Source organism: Hyphomicrobium facile (assembly GCF_900116175.1).
Taxonomy (GTDB): domain Bacteria; phylum Pseudomonadota; class Alphaproteobacteria; order Rhizobiales; family Hyphomicrobiaceae; genus Hyphomicrobium_B; species Hyphomicrobium_B facile.
In genome coordinates this window covers 644,390-665,838 of sequence record NZ_FPCH01000003.1, presented here as the reverse complement: position 1 = coordinate 665,838, position 21,449 = coordinate 644,390, and the positions used below count along the sequence as shown (strand labels likewise).

Sequence of the window (21,449 nt, the reverse complement as noted above, 5' to 3'; positions counted from 1 at the left end):
TCGGCTTGCATACCTGTCCCAAACCATGCGTGTCGGAGCGAGGGCCGAAATGAAACCAGAAACGAGCGCCCAAGGCATCAATCGCGAAGCCCTTGCAGGATTGGTTCTGCTGAGCGCCGCCGTATTGGCGCTGATTGTCGCCAATTCGCCGCTCAAGGGCATCTACGACCAAACGCTCGCGACGCACGTTCAACTGGGAATTGCGCCGTTCGCCCTGACGAAGGAGGTGATCCATTGGATCAACGACGGACTGATGTCCGTCTTCTTCTTTGTCGTCGGGCTGGAGATCAAACGCGAATCGATCCGCGGCGCACTCTCGAACCGCCGGGCAGCCCTGCTGCCGATCGTCGGCGCCTTGGGCGGTATGGTCGTTCCGGCCTTGATCTATGCCGTCATCAACTGGGATAACGCCGTCGCGCTTCGCGGCTGGGCAATTCCTGCGGCGACCGACATCGCCTTCGCGGTCGGCATCATGGCGGCGCTCGGCAGCCGCGTGCCGCCGGCGCTCAAGGTGTTCCTGCTCGCGCTCGCCATCATCGACGATCTCGGAGCGATCCTGATCATCGCCTTCTTCTACACAGCCGATCTCTCGATGCAGGCCCTGGCGCTCGCGGCCGTCGGCGTTGCCGGACTAGTCCTTCTCAATCGTTCGGGCGTGATCCGCGCTTGGCCCTATTTGCTCGTCGGCGCCTTCGTCTGGCTCTGCGTGTTGAAGTCCGGCGTCCACGCGACACTGGCCGGCGTCGCAACCGCGCTCGCAATTCCTCTGACGGGAAACAAAAAGGGTACCGAGGGCCCGCTCGAGGGACTTGAGCACACGCTGAGCCCCTGGGTCAGCTTCCTCATTGTGCCGACTTTCGCTTTTGCCAACGCCGGACTATCTCTCAGCGGCATGTCTGCCGACGACATGCTGTCGCAAATCCCCATTGGCATCGCCTTGGGTCTTTTCCTCGGCAAGCCACTCGGAATATACGGCGCCGTCAGAACTGTACTAGCCACCGGTTTAGGAGAAATGCCCCGCGGAGCCTCCCAGATGCAGCTTTTGGGCACAGCTATTTTGGGCGGCATCGGTTTTACCATGAGCCTATTCATCGGCATGCTGGCATTTCCCGAACCTGATGCGAGCGCGGAAGTCCGTCTGGGCGTTCTCGCAGGCTCTCTACTGTCGGCGGTCGTCGGTTACATTGTACTTATTAGAAGCGGGTCGGAACGAGACGTCAGGAGCAATAAGAATAAATGAGCAGTTTCCCCGAATCCCTCACAGACCGCTATCGGCGCTTCAGGCACCGCCACTTCGTTCTCAACGCCGACCATTATGAAGAGTTAGCCACCTACGGGCAGAACCCGGAGACGATGGTTATTTCCTGCTCGGATAGCCGCGTCGATCCGGAAACGATCTTCAGCGCAATGCCCGGCGAACTCTTCATCGTCCGCAACGTGGCAAACCTCGTCCCGCCCTACGAGACAGGCGGCAAATATCACGGCGTCAGTACGGCCGTCGAATTTGCGGTCATGAACCTTCGCATCAAAAATCTCATTATCATGGGCCACTCCGGATGCGGTGGCGTCAAGGCGGCTCTCGATCAGAGCGCGGCAATCCAGACGGAAGCGCAATTCATTTCACGTTGGATGTCGATGCTCGACGAGGCCCGCCTCTCGGTGCTCTCGGCGCATCAAAACAGTCCCCAGGCCATCAAGCAGGAAGCTCTCGAAAAGGAAGGCATCAAGCAGGCGATCAAAAACCTGCGGACGTTCCCGTTCGTTCGCGATCAGGAAGAACGCGGGCGCTTAGCGTTGCACGGAGCGCACTTCGACATCAGAACGGGAACGCTGACCGTGCTGAACCATTCGCGCGGAATGTTCTATCCGCTCTAAGGCGAACGCCGTTCAAGGCGCCGGCGCAGCTTTTGCCTTCTCGATGGCTGGCAGAAGCTTCGTCGTTAGAGAGTCGGCCGAGATCGGCCCGACGTGCTTGTAGACGACTTCGCCCCGGCCATTGACGATGAAGGTCTCAGGCGTGCCGTACACGCCCCAGTCGATTGCCGCGCGCCCGCTTTTGTCCGTTCCGACAGCTGAATAAGGATTGCCGAAACGGCTGACGAAACGGCGCGCCGCGTCCGTCTGGTCCTTGTAGTTGACGCCGTAGATATCGACGCCCGCTTCTTCTTTCAGCTGTTCGAGAAACGGATGCTCTTCAACGCACGGCTGGCACCAGGACGCCCAATAATTGACGACCGAGACTTTGCCCTTCGCAAGATCGGCAGAGCTGAACCCCCGCACCGGGCTGCCGTTGACCTCAAGCCCTTCGAGCGGCGGAAAGGTCGTCTGAGGCACTGTCTTTCCGACGAGCGTAGACGGTAACCGCGACGGATCGCCGGACCTGAGCGCCATTGCGAAAAAACCCGCGACGACTGCAAAAATCACGACCGGTAGAACGCGCACTAAGTTCGACTTGCCGTCAGTCACTCTATCGTACTCCTGGCGCCGCCGAACGGCGCTTCACGCCTTGCCGCTCGAGAGCTTCGAGATCGGCAGCCTGCTTCCGGCCATCCGCGATCAGCCAAAGAATGAGCCCGGTGATGGTCACCGTCACGGCGGCGTAAGAAATCCAGATGAAAGCGGCGTGCGGTCCAAGATCCATGATCGATTACTCCGCCGCGCCTTGATTTGCTGCCTGTGCCGCGAGCCGGTCGCGTCCTGCGACGGCCTGCGTTCTGAGAGCTTTCACCCGCCGGCGCAGAATTTCATTTCGCATGCCCTTGAGATGCATGGCGAAGAACAAAAGCGTGAAGGCAATCGCCATGACGAGAAGCGGCAGCCGCATGCTGGGATCGACCGTCGATGTGAAATCGGTCGACGGCTGATGCAGCGTATTCCACCAGTCGACCGAGAATTTGATGATCGGCAGGATCGTCACGCCGACGAGCGCCAGGATGGCCGTCAGCTTCGCGGCGGCGCTCTCGTCCTCGAGCGCCGACCGGAGCGCCATCAATCCGAGATAGAGAAAGAACAGGATCAGGACCGACGTGAGCCGCGCGTCCCAAACCCAATAGGTACCCCACATCGGCTTACCCCAGAGGGAGCCCGTCAGCAGCGCCAGGAACGTGAAAGCAGCTCCGAGCGGTGCGGCGGCCTTTGCCGAGACATCCGCCAGGGGATGGCGGAAAACCAGAAGCCCGAAGCTCGAAAGCGCAATCAGCCCATAGATCATCATCGAGAGCCACGCACACGGCACGTGGATGTACATGATCCGCACCGTCTCGCCCTGCTGATAGTCGGCGGGCGACGCGAAGAACGCGAGATAAAGCCCATAGGCCAACAGAATGGCGGCCGCTCCCGAAATCCACGGCAGCAGCCGTGCGGAAAGCTCCATGAAGCGGGTCGGGTTGGCGAGGCGTTGCGTCAGTGTCTGCATGTGCGGGATCTAAGACTTTACAAGGTAAGGCGCAATGAAAGGCACATTACAATTATTGTAGCTGGACCCTGAGTGCGGCTGCTGCGGCGAGGGGCCCCAGCACGATTGCAACGAGGGAGATCGCAGCCAGAATGAGAAACGATGCCCCGACCCCCGCGGGCCCGGCCCCGGCGCTGACAGCCGATATCCCGAAAATCAAGGTAGGAACGTAAAGCGGCAGCACGATGAGCGCCAGCAGCAGGCCGCCGCGACGTGTTTTCATCGTCAACGCCGCGCCGATGGCGCCGAGAAAACTAACCGCCGGAGTTCCGGCAAGCGTGGTCGCGACCAGGATCGGATACGCTGCAAGATCGAGGTTCAGCAAAATGCCGAGCACCGGCGCCATGATGGCGAGCGGAATTCCGGTCGTAATCCAGTGTGCCAGGGACTTGGCAACGGTAACCAATTCCAGAGGTAATGGGCCCGTCGCGAGCACATCGAGCGTCCCATCCTCGTGGTCGGCCTCGAAAATCCGGTTGAGCGACAGAAGCGCCGCCAGCAGCAGCGCGATCCACAGCACCCCCGCCGCGATGCGCGACAGCAGATTGAGATCCGGTCCAAGGCCAAGCGGCATGAGCGACACGACGACCAGAAAGAAGCCGAGCGCCGTCCCGATCGCGCCGCCTTCGCGGACCGCAAGTATCACATCCCGGGAAAGGAGAGCCCAAAAGCTCTTCAAGCCGCCATCCTCTGCGCTGCGAGATCCAGCGTCCGCGCGCGCTCGAGACCGAGCGGCAGATGCGTGGCGATGACGGCAAGGCCGCCGGAACTCGTATGATCGTTGACCGCAGCGACAAGCCGCTCCGATGACGCTGTGTCAAGCGACGCGGTTGGTTCGTCGAGCAGCCAGACCGGACGGCGTGCGACAAGCAGCCGTGCAAGTCCGAGCCGCCGCTTCTGCCCGGCCGACAGGTAAGCCGCGGGAAAGTCGCTCAAGTCTTCAAGCCCGAAATGGCGGAGCGATGCCGCGATCCGCAAAGCCGGGTCCTGGCCGGAGTCGAGGCCGACGTTGAGATAAGTATTCCAAAAGCCCGCATTCTCCGCGACCGACAAGCTCGACTTGACCGCATTGGTATGCCCAACGACGTGCGACTGCTCCCCGAGCGTCAGCTCATCGTCGCCGCCATCGAGCCGGATGACCCCGCGGAACGGCCGGATGAACCCCGCCAGCGTACGCAGCAAAGTCGTCTTCCCGATACCGTTCGCACCCGTCAAAACCAGCGCCTCGCCGCCTTTGACGGCAAACGACAGCCCGTCGATGATGCGGCGTGAACCGCGATCTATGACCAAGTCTTCGGCAATCAGCTGCACAGCGGTGAGATTCCGTGGCGTGAGAATGAGCAAGACGGGGGCATTTGCGCGCTATTTTGCCCATCTCGCGATTGGTCTTTTCTTTTTATAACGATTATATAGAAGGCACGTTGTATCCTTCGCTAGCGCAAAAGCGAGGGGGTCGCGCGGACCGACGAGCTCGTGCCGCGGGGACACCTCGATCCGCCGGCACTCCGGCGGCGCAGCCCTTCGTCTTAATCTTTCGGAGGCCTGATCTTGAGCGCCCACACACCCGTGTCCGACGACAGCTTCAATTGCCGCAAAACCCTCACCGTCGAGGGCAAGGAATACGTTTACTATTCGCTGCCCGATGCCGAGGCGAATGGTCTGACAGGGATTTCGCGTCTCCCTTACGCGATGAAGGTCCTGCTCGAAAACCTCTTGCGGCACGAGGACAGCCGCTCGGTCACCAAAGCCGACATCGTCGCCATGGCCGAATGGATCGGCAATAAGGGCAAGACCGAAAAGGAAATCGGTTTCCGCCCGGCACGCGTCCTGATGCAGGATTTCACCGGCGTCCCCGCCGTCGTCGATCTCGCCGCCATGCGCGACGGCATGACGAAGCTCGGTGGCGACCCGACGAAGATCAACCCGCTCGTGCCCGTCGATCTCGTCATCGACCACTCTGTCATCGTCGATGAGTTCGGCACGCCGAAAGCCTTGGCCGATAACGTCGCGCTCGAATATGCGCGCAACGGCGAGCGCTATAACTTCCTGAAATGGGGCCAGGGCGCCTTCCAGAATTTCCGCGTCGTGCCGCCCGGCACCGGCATCTGCCACCAGGTCAATCTCGAATATCTCTCGCAGACGGTGTGGACCAACGAGATGGCGGACGGCAAAACCGTCGCCTATCCCGACACGCTTGTCGGCACCGACAGCCACACGACGATGGTCAACGGTCTCGCCGTGCTCGGTTGGGGCGTCGGCGGCATCGAAGCCGAAGCCGCGATGCTCGGCCAGCCGCAATCGATGCTCATTCCGGAAGTCATCGGCTTCCGCTTGACCGGCAAGCTCCCCGAGGGCGTGACCGCGACCGACCTCGTGCTGACGGTCACGCAGATGTTGCGCAAGAAGGGCGTCGTCAACAAGTTCGTCGAATTCTTCGGACCCGGCCTCGACTCGATGTCGCTCGCCGACCGCGCCACGATCGCCAACATGGCACCCGAATACGGCGCGACGTGCGGTTTCTTCCCCGTCGACAAGGAAACCGTCAATTATCTGACGATGTCGGGACGCGACTCGCATCGCATCGCGCTCGTCGAGGCCTACTGCAAGGCTCAGGGCCTCTATCGCGAAACGGGATCCGCCGACCCGGTCTTCACCGATACGATCTCTCTGGAATTGGGCGATGTCGTACCGTCAATGGCGGGCCCGAAGCGTCCCGAAGGCCGCATCGCGCTGACCGACATCAAGAGCGGCTTCGCAACTGCCCTTGCCGACGAATACAAAAAGCCGGGCGAGCTTGCGAAACGCGTGCCCGTCGAAGGCGAGACGTTCGACATCGGCCACGGCGATGTCGTCATCGCCGCGATCACGAGTTGCACGAACACGTCCAATCCGAGCGTTCTGATTGCTGCGGGCCTCCTCGCCCGCAACGCGGCGAAGCGCGGTCTTAAAAGCAAACCTTGGGTCAAAACCTCGCTGGCGCCGGGATCGCAGGTCGTTGCCGCCTACCTGGAGAAGTCCGGCCTCCAGCCGTACCTCGACCAGATCGGATTCAACCTCGTCGGCTTCGGCTGCACCACCTGCATCGGAAATTCCGGCCCGCTCGCGCCGGAAATTTCAAAGGCGATCAACGGCAACGGCATCGTCGCCGCCGCCGTGCTCTCCGGCAACCGCAACTTCGAAGGACGCGTCAGCCCGGACGTGCAGGCGAACTACCTCGCCTCGCCCCCGCTGGTCGTCGCCTACGCGCTCGCCGGTTCCGTGCAGAAAGACTTGACCAAGGAACCATTGGGCGAAGACAGCGACGGCAAGCCCGTCTTCCTCAAGGACATCTGGCCGACGTCGCAGGAAATCCAGAAATTCATCATCGAAAACGTCACGCGCGAACTCTTCAAGTCTCGCTACGCCGACGTCTTCAAGGGTGACGGCAATTGGCAAGGCATCGCCACGAGCGGCGGCCTGACCTACGGCTGGAATGGTTCCTCGACCTACGTTCAGAACCCGCCCTATTTCCAGAGCATCTCTCGCGATGCGAAGCCGATCAACGATATCGTCAACGCCCGCGTTCTCGGTCTCTTCGGCGACAAGATCACGACCGACCACATCTCGCCCGCGGGATCGATCAAAACCGCGAGCCCCGCAGGAAAGTATCTCCTCGACCACGGCGTCGCACCGGCCGACTTCAACCAGTACGGCACCCGGCGCGGCAATCACGAGGTGATGATGCGCGGCACGTTCGCGAACATCCGCATCAAGAACCACATGGTGAAGGATGTGAACGGCAACGTGAAGGAAGGCGGTCTGACGATCCATTATCCGTCGGGCAAGGAAATGGCGATCTACGACGCCGCGATGCAATACGAAGCGGAAGGCGTGCCGCTCGTGGTGTTCGCCGGCATCGAGTACGGCAACGGCTCATCTCGCGACTGGGCGGCGAAAGGCACAAACCTTCTCGGCGTCCGCGCCGTCATCTCCCAATCGTTCGAGCGAATTCACCGCTCGAACCTCGTCGGCATGGGCATTGCTCCGTTTGTCTTTACCGAAGGCGCTTCCTGGCAGTCCCTCGGCCTCAAGGGCGACGAGCGCGTCACCATCCCGGGCCTTGCCACCATCAAGCCCCGCGAAGTCTTGACGCTCACGATCACGCGCGCCGACGGCACGTCGATCCCCGTACCCGTCCTCTGCCGGATCGATACCCTCGACGAACTCGAGTACTTCCGAAACGGCGGCATCCTGCACTACGTTTTGAGAAACCTGGCGGCCTGAGAGCAGGCCTGCGTCCCGGCCGAGGCCAAAGCCTGAGCCAAGGCCGGGACGAATTAAGAATTTTTCCCGGTAACGATCCTCCTCGCGAGAGCGAACGTCTCGATGCTCACCCGTTCGTGAGAAGGCTTTCGAGCCTTTCACTTTTTCATTCACGGGCGGCGAGCTAAAAGGATTATTCTGGCACCTGCCACTTGAGGCTCGAAGGCTTACCCCGATGCGTTTCCGTGTCCTCGCCCCGTTGGTTCTGACGGCCCTCGCCGCAGCGTTGGCTTTGGCGTCGCCGTCGCGGGCACAGGAAGTTTCCCTCGATGTCCAGACAGCGAAACCCATAAAAGGCGTCATAGAACTCTTCACGAGCCAGGGATGCTCGTCCTGTCCCCCGGCAGACGCGCTCCTCAAAACGCTGTCGGATGATCCCTCGATCATCGCGCTCTCGCTGCCCGTCGATTACTGGAACTATCTCGGCTGGAAGGACACGTTCGGCTCACCGCGCAACAGCGAGCGCCAGCGAAATTACGCCCGCAACCGCGGCGACGGCGCGATCTTCACGCCGCAAGCCATCGTCAATGGTGTGGCGCACGTCAACGGCGCGTCGAATGCCGCGATCCAGCAGGCGATCGACGACACCATGAAAACGGGCGGACCAATGCAGGTGCCCGTGCGGTTTTGGCAGGAGCGCAATACCCTGAACTTCACGTTGGGCGCCGATGCGCCCGGACACAGCCCGCGCGAAGCAACGATCTGGCTTGGCGTCGTCCAAATGACGGGAGCGGTGCAGGTCAAGGAGGGCGAGAACGCCGGCAAGACGCTTACCTATACCAACATCGTTCGCGAATTGACGCCCATCGGCATCTGGAAGGGGATGCCGATGAAAGTGCAGCTCCCCCGCGCCGCCATGATGCAGGCCGACGTGCAAAAGCTCGTCGTTCTCGTTCAGGAAGGACGAAGCGGTCCGATCATCGGAGCGACGATGGCCGGCCTCTGGTAAATAAGTCTCTGGTAATTCCAGAGCTGCCGCGCCCGTCCAACCTATGCGCGGCACCCTTTAAGCGGCGAGCCCGCGCTTCTTCAAAAGACCATCGATCTTCGGCGGCCGTCCACGAAACGCCACGTAGGCCGCGTGCGGATCGCGCCGGTTTCCGGCCGAGTAGATGAACTCGTGAAGCTTCTTCGCCGTACCCGGATGAAAGACGTTTCCGGTTTCCTCGAATGCGGCGAAGGCGTCGGCGTCCATCACTTCCGACCACAGATAGCTGTAATACCCGGCAGCATAGCCCGACATGATGTGCATGAAATGCGGTAGGCGATGCCGCATCACGATCTCTTTCGGCATGTCGATTTGCGCAAGCGCCACGCGCTCGAAGCCTTCGACGTCGGCGATCGATGCCGTTTCCGCCGAATAGAGCGCCATGTCGACGAGCGCCGACGACGTGTATTCGACCGTCGCAAAGCCTTGATTGAAATTACGCGCCGCAGCTAACCGTTGCCGCAAAACCTTCGGCATCGGCTTTCCGGTTTTGTAATGCAGCGCGTGCTTTTCGAGAACTTCCGCCGTCGAAAGCCAATGCTCGTAAAGCTGTGACGGCAGCTCGACGAAATCCCGCGACACCGACGTTCCGGAAATCGACGGATAGGTCACGTTGGAAAGCAACCCGTGCAGCCCATGTCCGAATTCGTGAAACAGCGTGCGCGCATCGTCGAACGACAGAAGCGCCGGCTCGCCCTCGCCGCCCTTCGCGAAGTTCAGCACGTTGACGATGATCGGGCTCTGGCCTTTGCCGAGCTTGTGCTGCGCGCGAAAAGCCGACATCCACGCACCTGAGCGCTTCGTCGGACGCGCGAAATAGTCGCCCATGAAAATGCCAACGTGTGCGCCCTTCTTGTCGAGCACTTCCCACACCCTGACTTCCGGGTGATAGCGCGGCAGATCCTTCCGCTCCTGGAACTTCAACCCGAACAAGCGCGATGCCGTATCGAACGCCGCACGGATCATCTGATCGAGCTCGAGATAGGGCTGCAACTTCGATTCATCGAAATCGTATTTCGCCTTGCGCACGCGCTCGGAATAATACCGCCAGTCCCACGGCATGATCTCCGAGTTATCGCCGCTGCTGACGGCTTCGGCCGTAAGCGCATCGCGCTCCTCGCCTGCGCGAACGACCGCTTTCTCCCACACCGCGCGAAGAAGCTCGTCGACCCTGCCAGGCGTTTTCGCCATCGTGTCTTGCAAGCTGAATTCGGCAAACGAAGCAAAGCCCATCAGCCGCGCGTATTCTCCGCGCAGCGCCACCGCCTCGGCAACGATCTGGCGATTATCCGTCTCGCCGGCATGGGCACCGCGGCGCGTCCACGCGTTGAAAGCCTGCTCGCGCAAATCGCGACGGCTCGAATACGTGAGAAATCCTTCGACGCTCGAACGCGCGAGCGTGATCATCGCCTTGCCGGGGAAACCCGCATCGGCAGCAGCGCGTTCGGCACTTTCTTTCAGAGTGTCAGGCAGACCCGCAAGGTCGTTCTCGCCGTCGAGAACGAGCCGCCACGACTGCTCGTCCTTGAGCACGTTCTGCATAAATTGCGTAACGAGCGTCGCGAGCCGTGCATTGATTTCTTTGACGCGGGATTTATCCGCCGCCGAAAGCCTCGCGCCCGCTCGCACGAATTCGAGGTGATGGCGTTCGAGGACGCGCAGATCTTCTTCGCTGAGCTTCAAGGCGTTACGCCGCTCATTAAGATCGTCGATGCGTTTGAAGAGGCGCTTGTCGAGCAGGATCTGGGTTTCATGGGCCGCAAATCGCGGCGCCATCTCGCGCGCTATTTCCTGAAACTCAGGTGTCGAATCGGAACCCTCGAGATTCCAGAAAACCGACGCGACCCGTGACAGCTGCCAGCCGCTCTTCTCGAAAGCCACGATGGTATTGGCGAATGTCGGCTTCGCCGGGTTTTTCGCGATCTTCTCGATCTCGGCCTTGTGCTCGCGGAAGGCAGCATCGAGGGCCGGTTTGAAATGGCGCGCTTCGATTTTAGCGAACGGCGGCATGGCAAATGGGCCGTTCCACTTCGCCATGAGTGGATTGATACTGGGCTTGGAACGCGGCTTCGGAGCCGCCTTGCGCTTTGCTATCATCCTGAGATCAATCTCTAATCTTCCCCGCTATGTAACTTTATATACGCACAAAACCGCGCGACAACTAATGAAACAGTGGCAATGAAATAAAGCCGGAGAATCGGCTTTTTGGGCCGATTCTCCGGAAGTCAGGACTATCAGGGGAAGAAGTTCGTCTTGGACGGGGGGCCAAAACGCAGGAGGGGAAGAGTTGCCTGTGAACCCAACCTCGAAACTGTGGCCCCGGGGGGCTGGGGGGCTATGAGTCCAGAGCCGGTCCTTTGAAGCTTGATCCAAAGGCAACGGTTATCTTTATTGCGTTTTATTACGGCTGTTTGTGGCCTCCGCGGAGTCGCGAATTTGTCCGCCTGAGGGTCTTTCCGTGCACCAACCATGCAATTCTCGATCATAAGATTATCAACCTTGCTCTCTTGCATTCCTCGGGCGTTGGCGCGATCTTTAACGGGCTAACGATGGACAAGACCGTTTGAGCGAGACAACCGAACCGATAGCTTTTCGCCCGCGGCCTGCGGGCAAGCTCGGGGCTCCCGACACCGCTTCGGAGCCCGGTCGCCGTACCACTTTTGATCGGTACGAGCTGACCGCAATTCTGGATCTTTACGGCCGAAAGGTAGCTTCTGGAGCTTGGCGCGATTACGCCATCGACCTCCTCCGCGATAAGGCGGTTTTCTCCGTTTACCGCAAAGCCAGCGAATATCCGCTCTACCGCATCGAGAAAGACTTGCGCCTGGCCCGCAAGCAGGGGGCGTACAGCGTCATCGCCGCCGGCGGACTGATCATGAAGCGCGGTCAGGACCTGAAACGCGTTCTGAGCGTCCTGGAAGACCGCCCGGGCGTTGTCGGCGCCTAATATCCGCTGATCTCATCAGCACTTCCGGCCGGCTTAAATGGCTTAAATAAAGAGAACCCAACAAAAAAGGCCCCGGAAACCGGGGCCTTTCTCAATTCAAATGATGTCGCGACCGTTATTCGCGGCTCGCCAATCCCAACAGGTTCAGGATGTGGATGAACAGCGTCACGAACGAACCGTAGAGCATGAAGGCGCCGAAGATCGACGAACGCTTCAGCTGGGCTTCATTGCCGTACGACGCCTGCTCGATGTACATCGACTTGATTGCCTGCGTTTCGAAGGCCGTAATGACCGAGAAGAGCAACACGACGACAGCCGAGATGCCCATGCTCACCATCTTGCTGGTGCCGGCATCGTTGATGAAGAAATAGCTGCCCACCATGACGATGATCAGGCCGATCGACGCCATCGACAGGAAGCCGCTCCAGCCGGTCATGTCCTTCTTCGTCGTGTAACCGATGAGGCTCGTCACGGCGAACATCGCAGCAGCGATGAAGAATGCCTGACCGACAATGCCAGCCAAGCCCATGCCGACGTACAGCGACACCATCGGAGCGATCAAAGCGCCCCAGAGAGCGCAGTAGAGCCAGTAAGCGCCGTGCGCGACAACGTCACTGCCGCCGAAGAAAAGACGTGGCGCAAAAAAGCCGAGGCCGAGGACACCCGCGAACACGACCCACTTCATCGGGCCGAGCGCAATGGCCGCCATGACCTGCGGATTAGCCATCAGCAGCATGACGACGACGGCAGTGCCGGCAACGCCGAGCGCCATATAGTTGTAGGTGCCGAGCATGAACGAGCGCAGCCCCTGGTCGATCGCGCCAGCAGTCCGTGCGCCGCCGTACGGGCTATTTGGTCGCGTAAAAACTTCAGCCATGGTCTCGTATCCTCGTATTGTGTCCGGTCAGTCGCCGGGTCCCGCGCAATCATATGTTATTTCATTTGATTGCTTTCAAGCCCCGTAAACAAAAGGGGTTAGTCTTTTATTCCGAGCGCAGATACGGCGCCGGGGGCGCCCGCAGGATAGCCCAAGTACCAATCCCGCCAAATAGGGCAATCATTGCTCCCGCCAGCCCAAGGCTCACGGCGATGGAACTGAGAGAGAAGACGTAGTCGAGTTCCATGACCCGCGTAACCGCAACCCAGGCGACGGCGCTTCCGAGCGCAATGGCGACGAGCGCGGCAATGGCGGCAAGAACTGCATATTCCCAGGCGTGAACCTCGAGGATCTGCCTGCGGCGGGCGCCAATCGTTTTCAGGATAACGGCTTCCAGAATGCGCCGGCGCTGGGCAGTTACCAAAGCGCCCGCGAGCACGAGCGCGCCTGCGGTCAATGTGACGCTGCCCGCCACCTGCACGGCGACCATGACCTTCGCAAAAATCTTGCTGAACTGGTCGATCGCGTCGCGAACCCTGATCGCGCTGACGCTTGGATAGGCCTTCCCGAGGTCCCGCACCATGTCTGACTGGGCTCCCGGCTCGCCGCCAGGCGGCAAACGAACGGTCGCCAGCAGATTGTGCGGCGCCGCCCGAAGCGTATTGGGCGAGAAAACCATGATGAAGTTCAGGGCAATGCTTTCCCATTTGACGTCACGCAGGCTTGCGACCTTGGCGTCGATATTGCGCCCGAGCACATTGACCGTAACGCTGTCGCCCAAGCCGATGCCGAGCTTTTTGGCAATCTCGCCCTCGAACGAGACGAGCGGCGGTCCATCGTACCCCTTATCCCACCAAGCCCCGCTCGAAACCGTCGACCCCTCCGGAACGGTGTCGGCGTAGCTGAGCCCCCGGTCGCTGTTCAAAACCCATTGCGTGTCTGGGGGGAACGTCAGCTCTTCGACAGGCTTCCCCTTTATCGCGACGATCCGGCCCCGCAGCATCGGCGCTTCGACGAGCTTCGCACCGGGCACATGCTGCGAAACGCGTGCCGTGAGCCCTTCGAAGTCGGCAGGCGGAATATCGAGAAGGAAGTAGTCCGGCGCCTCGGCCGGAAGCCGCTCCTGGAGATCGGCGACGAGAGCAGCATTGGCGAGCCCCACCGCAACCAGCAACGAAAGCCCCGTGCCGAGCGACAAGAGGACGGATCGCGTCAACCCGTCCGGCGACGCGATGTTACGGAGCGCGAGAGCAAGTTCGGGCCGCCGCGGTCGCGGCAACCGGCCCGCAAGACGCGAGAGATAGCCGCCAAGCCAACCGAACACCGCCAGCATGACGACGAGGCCCGCAACGACGTAGAGGGCAATCGAGCGCGGCTCCGATGTCAGGACGGCAACGCCGACGAGAAGAGCGGCCAGCACACCCATGATCGCGATGAGCGCTGGGCGGGGTCTGCCGCCGGGCGAGTTGACGGAATCGCGAAAGAGCACGCTCGCGCGCACATTTTCGGCGCGCCCAAGCGGCCAGAGTGCAAACAGCAACGCAATGATGGCGCCGTAAAGCGCGGCAATCCCCAAACTCTGCGGCGAGACCTGAACATCGATGCGGACCGGTAAGAGATCCCCGTAGAACGCATCGATGACCGTCGGAACGGCAACGCCCAACGCCAAACCGATCGCGATCCCGATCGCAGTCATGAGCCCGAGCTGAACGAGAAAAATTCCCATGATCTGCGCGCCCGACGCGCCGACGCTTCTGAGCGTCGCGATCACTTTCATCCGCTTGTCGATGAACGTCGAAACCGCATTGGCAATGCCGACGCCGCCGACGAGCAGCGACGCCAGTCCAATGAGGATGAGAAACTGCCGCAGCCGCTCAAGCACCCTCGTGATCTGGGGCGAAGGATCGAAGCGGTCGCCGCTCGTGAACCCGCCATTGGGAAGCTTTAGCGCGATGTCTCTCCGCAAGTCGCTGAGCGCTTGCCGGTCGCTTACGGTATCCGCTGGAAGCTTGATCGCGTAACGCCAGCGTATCAGCGTACCCGGCTTGACGAGACCCGTCTTTTCGAGCGTTTCAAGGGAGACGAAGATCCGTGGCCCATAGGTCATCCGGTCCGCGACAGCATCGGGCTCGTTATCGAGAATGCCGCCGACCACGACCTCGGCTTCGCCGAGGCGCATCTTGTCGCCGACCTTGAGCCCCAGGCGATCGAGAAGCATCGCGTCGGCGACGACTCCGCCGCCCGCAATCGCATGCGCAAACGAGCCGGGGCTCTTGAGCGTGATGTCGCCCGCCAGCGGATAGAGACCGTCGACGCCCTTGAGTTCCGCCAGCGCCTGATCCGATCCATCGAGACGGCGCGCCATCGTCCGCATGGTGGCCGTTTCGCTGACCTGTCCGAGACTCTGGAACAAGTCCCGCTCGGCCGGAGCCGCCCGCGTGTGCGCACGCGCAAACATCACGTCGCCGCCGAGAATAACTTCGCCTTGCGTCGCAAGCCCAGCGCGCAACGCATCCGCAAGCGCACCGACCGCGGCGATCACCATCACGCCCAGCGCCAGGCAGGCGATGAAGATCCGGAACCCGTCGAACCCATTGCGAAGCTCGCGCAAACCGAGACGCAGGATCGTGCGCAATCCGGCGCGCTGCTGCGGTGGGGCGCTTTCCAACGCCGACACCGTCACGACGACACCGCATGCATCGCGGAACCGGAACCCGCATCGGAGGCGCCCGTACGCTCATCCGATACAATCGCGCCGTCCGCCATGCGGATGATGCGATCCGCCATCGCGGCGAGCTTGTTGTCGTGAGTGACCATCACGAGCGTCGCGTTTCGGCGCTCGCGCAGACCGAAAAGCAGATCGATGATCTGCCGCCCGGTCCGACCATCGAGATTGCCTGTCGGCTCGTCGGCAAAAATGATCTCGGGCGAACGGCTGAGCGCACGCGCGATGGCAACACGCTGTTGCTCGCCGCCCGAGAGTTCCGCCGGAAAATGCTCGACGCGCGCCGCGAGCCCGACCTCGTCCAAAAGACCGCGCGCCGTCTCAAATGCCTTGCTGTCGCCAGCGAGTTCCATCGGCAAAGCGACGTTCTCGAGCGCTGTCATAGTGGGCACAAGGTGAAATGATTGAAACACGATGCCCATATGCGCGCCGCGCAGCATGGCAAGCTCATCCTCGGACAAAGGCCCGATGCTCCGCCCTGATACATTGATCTGGCCGCTTGTCGCCCGCTCGAGCCCCGCCATCGTCATGAGCAGCGACGTCTTGCCGGACCCCGATGGCCCGACGATCGCCGCGGACTGCCCGTGAGGGATCGCAAGCGAAACCCCGCGCAGAATATGGACTGGGCCTGCGCGGCTCGTCAGAGAGAGATGCACATTGTCGAGTTTGATGATGGGTTCGCTCAAGCTAAGATGCCTTGGGTTGTCGTGGCGGGCTTGTACCGTGCGTATCGAGCCTCTACGTCAGCTCATGAATTGCGTGATGTGTGGGGCCGAAAAATGAACGATGGATTTTCCCTTGATCCCCGCATGTATCTGCAGGGCCGGCCAAGCCCATTACTTGCGAAAGCGGCACTCTGCCTCATGACGATTTTTGCCTGCACGGCCGCTCCCATCATGATGTCCCCGGCAGCCGCTCAAGGGCGACCGGCGACGATTGTTGCCTTCGGGGATAGTCTTACCGCCGGCTATGGCGTCAAAACCAGCGATTCGTTCCCCGCGCAGCTTCAGATGGCGCTTGAGGCGAAGGGGCACAAGGTCACCGTCGTCAATGCCGGCGTTTCTGGCGACACGACGTCCGACGGCGTGGCGCGGCTCGACTGGGCGCTCGAGCCCAAACCCGATGCTGTGATCCTGGAGCTTGGCGCCAACGACGCTCTCAGAGGCATCGACCCGAAGGTACCGCGCGCCAATCTCGACAAGATGCTCACCGCGTTGAAGGACAAGGGGATCCCCGTGCTCCTTGCCGGCATGAAGGCGCCGAACAATTGGGGCGACCAATACGCGAAATCGTTCGACGCGATATATCCGGACCTCGCCTCGAAATACGCCCTTCCGCTCTACCCTTTTTTCCTCGAGGGCGTAGCCTTGGATCGATCGTTCACACAGCCTGATGGCTTGCATCCGACGGCAGCCGGGATCGCCGAGATCGTCAAGCGCATCATGCCCGACGTCGAAGCGCTCGTCGCAAGCGTCGAGCAAAAGGAAGCGCAGAAAAAATAACGGCGCCTTCGCCCCTGTTGCGAGCAAGGACATTCCGATGCCCCGCTTGTTCACCGCCATCGAGTTGCCGGACGATATCCGCGAAGAGCTGCATAGTTTGCGTGTGCCGCTGCCCGGCGCGCGTTGGCTGTTGCCCGAGAGCTATCACATCACGCTGAGATTCGGCGGCGATATCGACAACGAGCAAGCGCGCGAGTTCACCGCAAACCTCGCCATGATCGAACCCGACGGATTCGAAGTCCGCCTCTCGAGTCTCGGCGCATTCGGCGGCGATGATCCTCGATCGATTTTCGCCGCGGTTGAAACCCGTCCCGAGCTCGAGGAATTGGCGCGGGCGCACGAGAAGGCCGCGCGCAACGCGGGCTTGCCGCCTGATACGCGCGCATTCAAACCCCACGTCACGATCGCAAGATTGAAACACTCGAACGCCGATGCCGTCGCCCGCTTTCTATCGCGCCATGGCGGCTATCGTTCCGAACCCTTCTTCGTCGGCCGAACCGTATTGATGTCGTCGCGGCCCGGCGTGGGCGGCGGTCCCTATGGGATAGAGGATCGCTTTCCCATGCGCGGACTGGGATTTCTCGCCGACGACAGCGAAGCGAGCTGGTAGCGAGCGTCGCCTACGACGACATCGTCAATACGACCTTACCGGTCGCCTCGCGCCGCTCGAGAACTTCTAGGGCGTCGCAGATCTGCTCAAGCGGGTACATACCGTGGATGCGAGGCTGCAGGCGGCCTTCCCGCACCCAGCGCAAGATTTGCTCCATGTTGCGGCGATGTCCTGCGGAATCGCGCTTCACGGACTCGCCCCAGAAAACACCCGATATCTCCGCGCCCCTGAGCAACAGCAGATTGAGCGGAATCTTCGGAATGTCCCCCGCTGCAAACCCAACGACCAGGAACCGGCCTTGCCAGTTGAGCGCTCGAACCAGCGGTTCCGACGCCTCTCCGCCGATGCAGTCATAGACGACATCGGCGCCGTCGCCGTTCGTCAGCGCACGAACTTTCGTCTTGAGATCCGATCCCGGAAACAGGATCACGTCATCCGCGCCTGCGGCCTTCGCAACCGCACCCTTCTCTTCCGACGAGGCGACCGCGATCACGCGAGCACCCATGAGCTTGGCGATCTCGACACCAGCCTGCCCCGCGCCTCCGGCAGCACCCGTCACGACAACCGTCTCGCCAGGCTGCAAGCGGCCGCGATCGGCAAGCCCGTGCATCGCCGTGCCATACGTCACCGAAAGCCCCGCCGCGACCGTCATCGCCACGCCGTCGGGGATCGGAATGAGCTTATCGGCGTCGACCGCGATCTTCTCGGACGCCCCGCCCCAATTGACATACGCCATGACCGCTTGACCGGGCGAAATACCTGCGTCGTTCGCGCCTATGCTCTCGACGACGCCCGCAATCTCGGCGCCCGGCGAAAATGGCAACTCGGGCTTGAACTGGTATTTGCCGCGCGTGATCAGCGTATCGGCAAAATTGAGACCCACGGCCGCCACCTGAACGATGGCCTGCCCCGGCCCCGCAACCGGCTCCGGCAGTGTTTCGACGGCGAGGCTTTTTGCCCCGTCAAGGCTCTTGCAAAGAGCTGCCTTCATGTGTGACGTCCCACTCGCTGCATATCCCTCTGACACACACGAGCAGAACACAATGTCAAGAAAAGCGACCACATGGCCGCCGCACCCGAAGGGCTATTTCGCAATCGGAGCCGAGCGGATGTCGAAGTCGCTGAACCTCGGCAATCTGATGCGCTCGGCGCACGCCTTCGGCGCGAGCTTCACCTTCACGGTCGGCGCCACCTATAAGGCCCAGGAAGCCCACGCGGACACATCGAAAAGCCAATTGCACCTGCCCCACTACAATTGGGCGACCCTTGACGATATGGCGTTGCCCGGCGGCTGCAAGCTCGTCGGCATTGAGCTTCTCGACGACGCGATCGACCTGCCGAGCTTTCGCCATCCCTTGCGCGCGGCATATGTGCTCGGACCGGAGCTTGGTTCGCTATCCGAGCCCCTGATCGAGCGCTGCGACTATGTCGTCAAGATCCCGACGTCCTTTTGCGTCAATGTCGCGATGGCCGGCGCGATTGTGATGTACGATCGCATGAGGAGCTTGGCGCGGTTCGCCGATCGCCCGATCGGTGAGGGGGGGCCTTGATGGGGAAGCAGAATGTGCGGAACATTTTGTTTATTCTTTTTCTTGGTCTCGTCGCGTTGAGCCCAGCGCCGGGGCCGGCATTTGGCGCAGAGCAGATGACCCGCGTAACGACCTTCGGCGACTGGGTCGTGATGGCTGACGCAAATGACCCGCACCTCTTCTGCTTCGTAACGAGCGAACCGAAAACGAGTGAGCCGCAGGACACGCCCCGCGAAGCGCCCCGGGCCTATATCTCGGCGTGGCCGAAGGATGGCATCCGCGCCGAAGTCAGCTTCCTCATGGGATTCCGGATCAAGAAAAGCGCGCAGGGCACCGCAACGGTCAGCCCCGCAGGCTTCAGGCTTTTCGGCGCGAGCGATCGTGCCTACGTCACCGATTCCACTCAGGAACTGAAGCTCGTCGAGGCCATGCGGAAAGGCAACACGATGACGGTCGCGATCTCATCCGATCGCGGCGCGAACGTCACCGACACATACTCCCTGAACGGCATCGGACAGGCGCTGCAGAAGCTTCAGGAAACCTGCTTCTAAGTTACACCCGGTTCTTCGAACGCAGATGAACGTACATCGCGCCTTCGCCGCCGTGCTGAATGGCGGCCACCGTGAAACTGACGACGATCGCCCTTAACTCGGGCTCATCGAGCCAGCGCGGAACGTTGCGCTTGAGAACACCGCGCTCCCGCTCCCCATATCCCTCTTCCGAAGGGGCTTTGCCGTTCGTCTTGCCCTTGCCGGTTATGACGAGAACGAACCGCAACCCGCGCCGTTGGCAGCTGAAGAGAAAGCTTCTGAGCGCCACGTGGGCTTCGTCCTGGCGCATGCCGTGAAGGTCGACGCGCGCTTCGATCTCAGTCCGGCCGCCCCGTAATTTCCGCACGCTGTTGCGATCGAAAAGCGCAAGGTCGGGAGCTTTCGCCGGGGACGGCTTCGGCCGCGATATTTCGGGATGAGCGTGCGCTGAACGCGGCTTTGCCGGCGGTCTCTCGGGCTCGGTGGAAACCTTCGGCCTCGATGCGCCGACAGCTTTGCCGCCTGCTTTGAGAGCATCGCTCGCCGGATGAAAGCGAGCCTTGGCGCGCTTCAAAGGCTCGATCGTTGCAGCGGTGTGCCGCCAGATTTCGTGATCCAGATCGCTGTCGTCGGCCGACCCCCGCCCTTTGCCACCGCCACTCTGCTTTTTCACGGCCCATCGCCCGCAGTCTTATGCGCGTGCGATCCGACGAGGGGCAGCAGCGCGTAAAGGTGGCCCGGGTGCTTCGTCACGCCCGCTAGCCTTCCCGCCGCATCGCCCGAACCAAAGAAAATATCGCCGCGCTCCGATCCCTTGATCGCTGAGCCGACATCATGGGCAATCATCAGCCTGTGAAATTCCCGCGATGGGGTTGCATGCGTGATTTGCGGAGCGTCGACATAGATCGGAATCCCGATCGGGTAATACGTCGTATCGACAGCGAGACTTCGCAAAGGCTGCAGTGGAATGCAGTGAACGCCCATCGGCGCCTTGGCTTGCTCGCCCGACAGCTCCTTGAAGAAAACGTAGGAATGATTTTTCCGCATCACGGGTTTCGCCCGGTCTTTGTCGGCCTTCAGCCATTTCTTCAAAGACTTCAACGACATCTCGTCCGCCGTTAGATGACCTTCGTCAATCAGTAATCGTCCGATCGAGTTATAGGGATAACCGTTCTTGCCGTCATAGGTAATCCGAACTTTGTCGCCGTTCGGCAATTCGATACGGCCGGATCCCTGGACCTGCATGAAGAAAACGTCGACCGCATCCTTGAGGTAAAAGAGCTCGAGACCCAAGCCGGCTAATCCGCCCTCCTCGATCTCGGTGCGCGTAAGATATGGCTCGAGGCCCCGGTCCGTCTTGCGCTGATGCGTGAGGCCCGCCGACTTGGCGCCGCGCTCGCTTTCCGGAACCATATTTACGAGGTCGTGCGGCCGTCGGTAGACCGGCACCTTGAAGGTCTTGTCCGGCGTCCGCGAACCTTTGATGTCCGGCTCGAAGTACCCGGTGAGCAATCCATCGTGGTCGTTGCCCACGACCCGATTGGGCTGGAAATGAGCCTCGAAGAATTGCCGCGCGCCCTGCCGCGTTTGCGGGGTCTTCGACTTCGACAACGCAACCGCCCGCGAGCAAACATCGAGAAGCTCTTGCGGTAAACCTGCGCTTCCGGGCGTCGGCTCGCGCGGGCCCGATTTCAGCAACGGCCCGCACGACGCCAGGAATGCTTTCCAGGCAGCGAGATGATCGTCCTCTTTCCAGGCGGGAAGATCGTCGAACGAAATGGGCTCGAAGGAGATTGGGTTCGAAGCCATTCGAGGCTGAGCTTTGTTCTGAGACTTATCGGACGATGATTTTTCGGACGACGATTTTGCGAACGTGGGAACATGCGCAATCTGCATCGCTACGAGAGAGAATAATAGCGCGACGAGACGAACGGGGTTGAAAAATTGCGGGCTGAACGCCCATGAGGTGCCTGACGAACGCATGA

The 21,449-nt window shown here is 61.1% G+C and carries 21 protein-coding genes; 9 read left to right on the top strand and 12 right to left on the bottom strand.

Annotated features, from left to right (window positions below; all coding sequences use genetic code 11):
• The first annotated feature begins 49 nt into the window (after window positions 1-49).
• Window positions 50-1,240 carry a Na+/H+ antiporter NhaA gene (gene nhaA, locus BM399_RS16195; RefSeq protein ID WP_092869156.1) on the top strand — a complete coding sequence of 397 codons (1,191 nt, stop codon included), beginning with the start codon at window positions 50-52 and terminating at the stop codon, window positions 1,238-1,240.
• Window positions 1,237-1,875, top strand: a complete 639-nt coding sequence (locus BM399_RS16190; RefSeq protein WP_092868771.1) for a carbonic anhydrase — start codon at window positions 1,237-1,239, stop codon at window positions 1,873-1,875. Before nhaA ends, BM399_RS16190 begins: the two co-directional genes overlap by 4 nt.
• Window positions 1,876-1,887: 12 nt before the next feature.
• Here BM399_RS16190 and BM399_RS16185 read toward each other — a convergent pair whose 3' ends face one another.
• From BM399_RS16185 to ccmA, 5 genes are read right to left on the bottom strand one after another with little or no spacing between them, the layout of a single operon-like run.
• Window positions 1,888-2,466, bottom strand: a complete 579-nt coding sequence (locus BM399_RS16185) for a DsbE family thiol:disulfide interchange protein (protein WP_244531304.1) — start codon at window positions 2,464-2,466, stop codon at window positions 1,888-1,890.
• Between the two features lies 1 nt (window position 2,467).
• A complete protein-coding gene (ccmD, locus tag BM399_RS16180; RefSeq protein WP_092868770.1) occupies window positions 2,468-2,641 on the bottom strand; it encodes a heme exporter protein CcmD in 174 nt (57 codons plus the stop codon).
• A gap of 6 nt (window positions 2,642-2,647) precedes the next feature.
• Window positions 2,648-3,415, bottom strand: a complete 768-nt coding sequence (locus BM399_RS16175) for a heme ABC transporter permease (RefSeq protein ID WP_092868769.1) — start codon at window positions 3,413-3,415, stop codon at window positions 2,648-2,650.
• 52 nt (window positions 3,416-3,467) lie between these two features.
• A complete protein-coding gene (gene ccmB, locus BM399_RS16170; protein WP_092868768.1) occupies window positions 3,468-4,133 on the bottom strand; it encodes a heme exporter protein CcmB in 666 nt (221 codons plus the stop codon).
• Entirely contained in the window at window positions 4,130-4,765 is a 636-nt protein-coding gene (ccmA, locus tag BM399_RS16165; RefSeq protein WP_092869154.1) for a heme ABC exporter ATP-binding protein CcmA, read from the bottom strand. Before ccmA ends, ccmB begins: the two co-directional genes overlap by 4 nt.
• A 237-nt stretch (window positions 4,766-5,002) precedes the next feature.
• Between ccmA and acnA the strand changes: the two genes are divergently transcribed.
• On the top strand, window positions 5,003-7,717 hold the full coding sequence (gene acnA, locus BM399_RS16160; protein ID WP_092868767.1) for an aconitate hydratase AcnA: 2,715 nt from the start codon (window positions 5,003-5,005) through the stop codon (window positions 7,715-7,717).
• Window positions 7,718-7,931: 214 nt separating this feature from the next.
• Window positions 7,932-8,705, top strand: coding sequence for a DUF1223 domain-containing protein (locus BM399_RS16155; RefSeq protein WP_092868766.1), 774 nt, complete (start codon window positions 7,932-7,934; stop codon window positions 8,703-8,705).
• Window positions 8,706-8,762: 57 nt separating this feature from the next.
• Here the strand turns inward: BM399_RS16155 and BM399_RS16150 are convergent, their stop codons facing one another.
• Window positions 8,763-10,841 (bottom strand): M3 family metallopeptidase, encoded by a 2,079-nt coding sequence (locus BM399_RS16150; RefSeq protein ID WP_092868765.1) that lies wholly within the window; start codon window positions 10,839-10,841, stop codon window positions 8,763-8,765.
• 466 nt (window positions 10,842-11,307) lie between these two features.
• Between BM399_RS16150 and BM399_RS16145 the strand changes: the two genes are divergently transcribed.
• Window positions 11,308-11,691: a DUF2794 domain-containing protein gene (locus tag BM399_RS16145; RefSeq protein WP_092868764.1), complete on the top strand. Its 384-nt coding sequence runs from the start codon at window positions 11,308-11,310 to the stop codon at window positions 11,689-11,691.
• Window positions 11,692-11,806: 115 nt separating this feature from the next.
• Here the strand turns inward: BM399_RS16145 and BM399_RS16140 are convergent, their stop codons facing one another.
• The 3 genes from BM399_RS16140 to BM399_RS16130 all read right to left on the bottom strand — a co-directional run bounded on the left by BM399_RS16140 (window position 11,807) and on the right by BM399_RS16130 (window position 15,979).
• A complete protein-coding gene (locus BM399_RS16140) occupies window positions 11,807-12,568 on the bottom strand; it encodes a Bax inhibitor-1/YccA family protein (RefSeq protein WP_092868763.1) in 762 nt (253 codons plus the stop codon).
• 106 nt (window positions 12,569-12,674) lie between these two features.
• Complete coding sequence (locus BM399_RS16135) at window positions 12,675-15,251, bottom strand: ABC transporter permease (RefSeq protein WP_092868762.1); 2,577 nt, start codon at window positions 15,249-15,251, stop codon at window positions 12,675-12,677.
• Window positions 15,248-15,979 (bottom strand): ABC transporter ATP-binding protein, encoded by a 732-nt coding sequence (locus BM399_RS16130; RefSeq protein ID WP_177228191.1) that lies wholly within the window; start codon window positions 15,977-15,979, stop codon window positions 15,248-15,250. Before BM399_RS16130 ends, BM399_RS16135 begins: the two co-directional genes overlap by 4 nt.
• Before the next feature lie 93 nt (window positions 15,980-16,072).
• Here BM399_RS16130 and BM399_RS16125 point away from each other — a divergent pair, with 93 nt between their 5' ends.
• Complete coding sequence (locus BM399_RS16125) at window positions 16,073-16,795, top strand: arylesterase (RefSeq protein ID WP_425284088.1); 723 nt, start codon at window positions 16,073-16,075, stop codon at window positions 16,793-16,795.
• A 37-nt stretch (window positions 16,796-16,832) separates the two neighbouring features.
• On the top strand, window positions 16,833-17,405 hold the full coding sequence (gene thpR / locus BM399_RS16120) for an RNA 2',3'-cyclic phosphodiesterase (RefSeq protein ID WP_092868760.1): 573 nt from the start codon (window positions 16,833-16,835) through the stop codon (window positions 17,403-17,405).
• Window positions 17,406-17,415: 10 nt separating this feature from the next.
• Here thpR and BM399_RS16115 read toward each other — a convergent pair whose 3' ends face one another.
• A complete protein-coding gene (locus BM399_RS16115; protein WP_092868759.1) occupies window positions 17,416-18,396 on the bottom strand; it encodes an NADPH:quinone oxidoreductase family protein in 981 nt (326 codons plus the stop codon).
• A 52-nt stretch (window positions 18,397-18,448) separates the two neighbouring features.
• On the opposite strand from BM399_RS16115, the gene BM399_RS16110 reads away from it, so the two are divergent.
• Both BM399_RS16110 and BM399_RS16105 read left to right on the top strand, forming a co-directional pair.
• Window positions 18,449-18,955, top strand: coding sequence for an RNA methyltransferase (locus BM399_RS16110; protein WP_092868758.1), 507 nt, complete (start codon window positions 18,449-18,451; stop codon window positions 18,953-18,955).
• Entirely contained in the window at window positions 18,955-19,485 is a 531-nt protein-coding gene (locus BM399_RS16105; protein WP_092868757.1) for an invasion associated locus B family protein, read from the top strand. The genes BM399_RS16110 and BM399_RS16105 overlap by 1 nt, the downstream gene beginning before the upstream one ends.
• A gap of 1 nt (window position 19,486) precedes the next feature.
• On the opposite strand, the gene BM399_RS21405 is transcribed toward BM399_RS16105, so the two are convergent.
• Window positions 19,487-20,137: a Smr/MutS family protein gene (locus BM399_RS21405; protein ID WP_244531303.1), complete on the bottom strand. Its 651-nt coding sequence runs from the start codon at window positions 20,135-20,137 to the stop codon at window positions 19,487-19,489.
• Complete coding sequence (gene mltA, locus BM399_RS16095; protein WP_244531302.1) at window positions 20,134-21,447, bottom strand: murein transglycosylase A; 1,314 nt, start codon at window positions 21,445-21,447, stop codon at window positions 20,134-20,136. The genes BM399_RS21405 and mltA overlap by 4 nt, the downstream gene beginning before the upstream one ends.
• Window positions 21,448-21,449 lie beyond the last annotated feature (2 nt).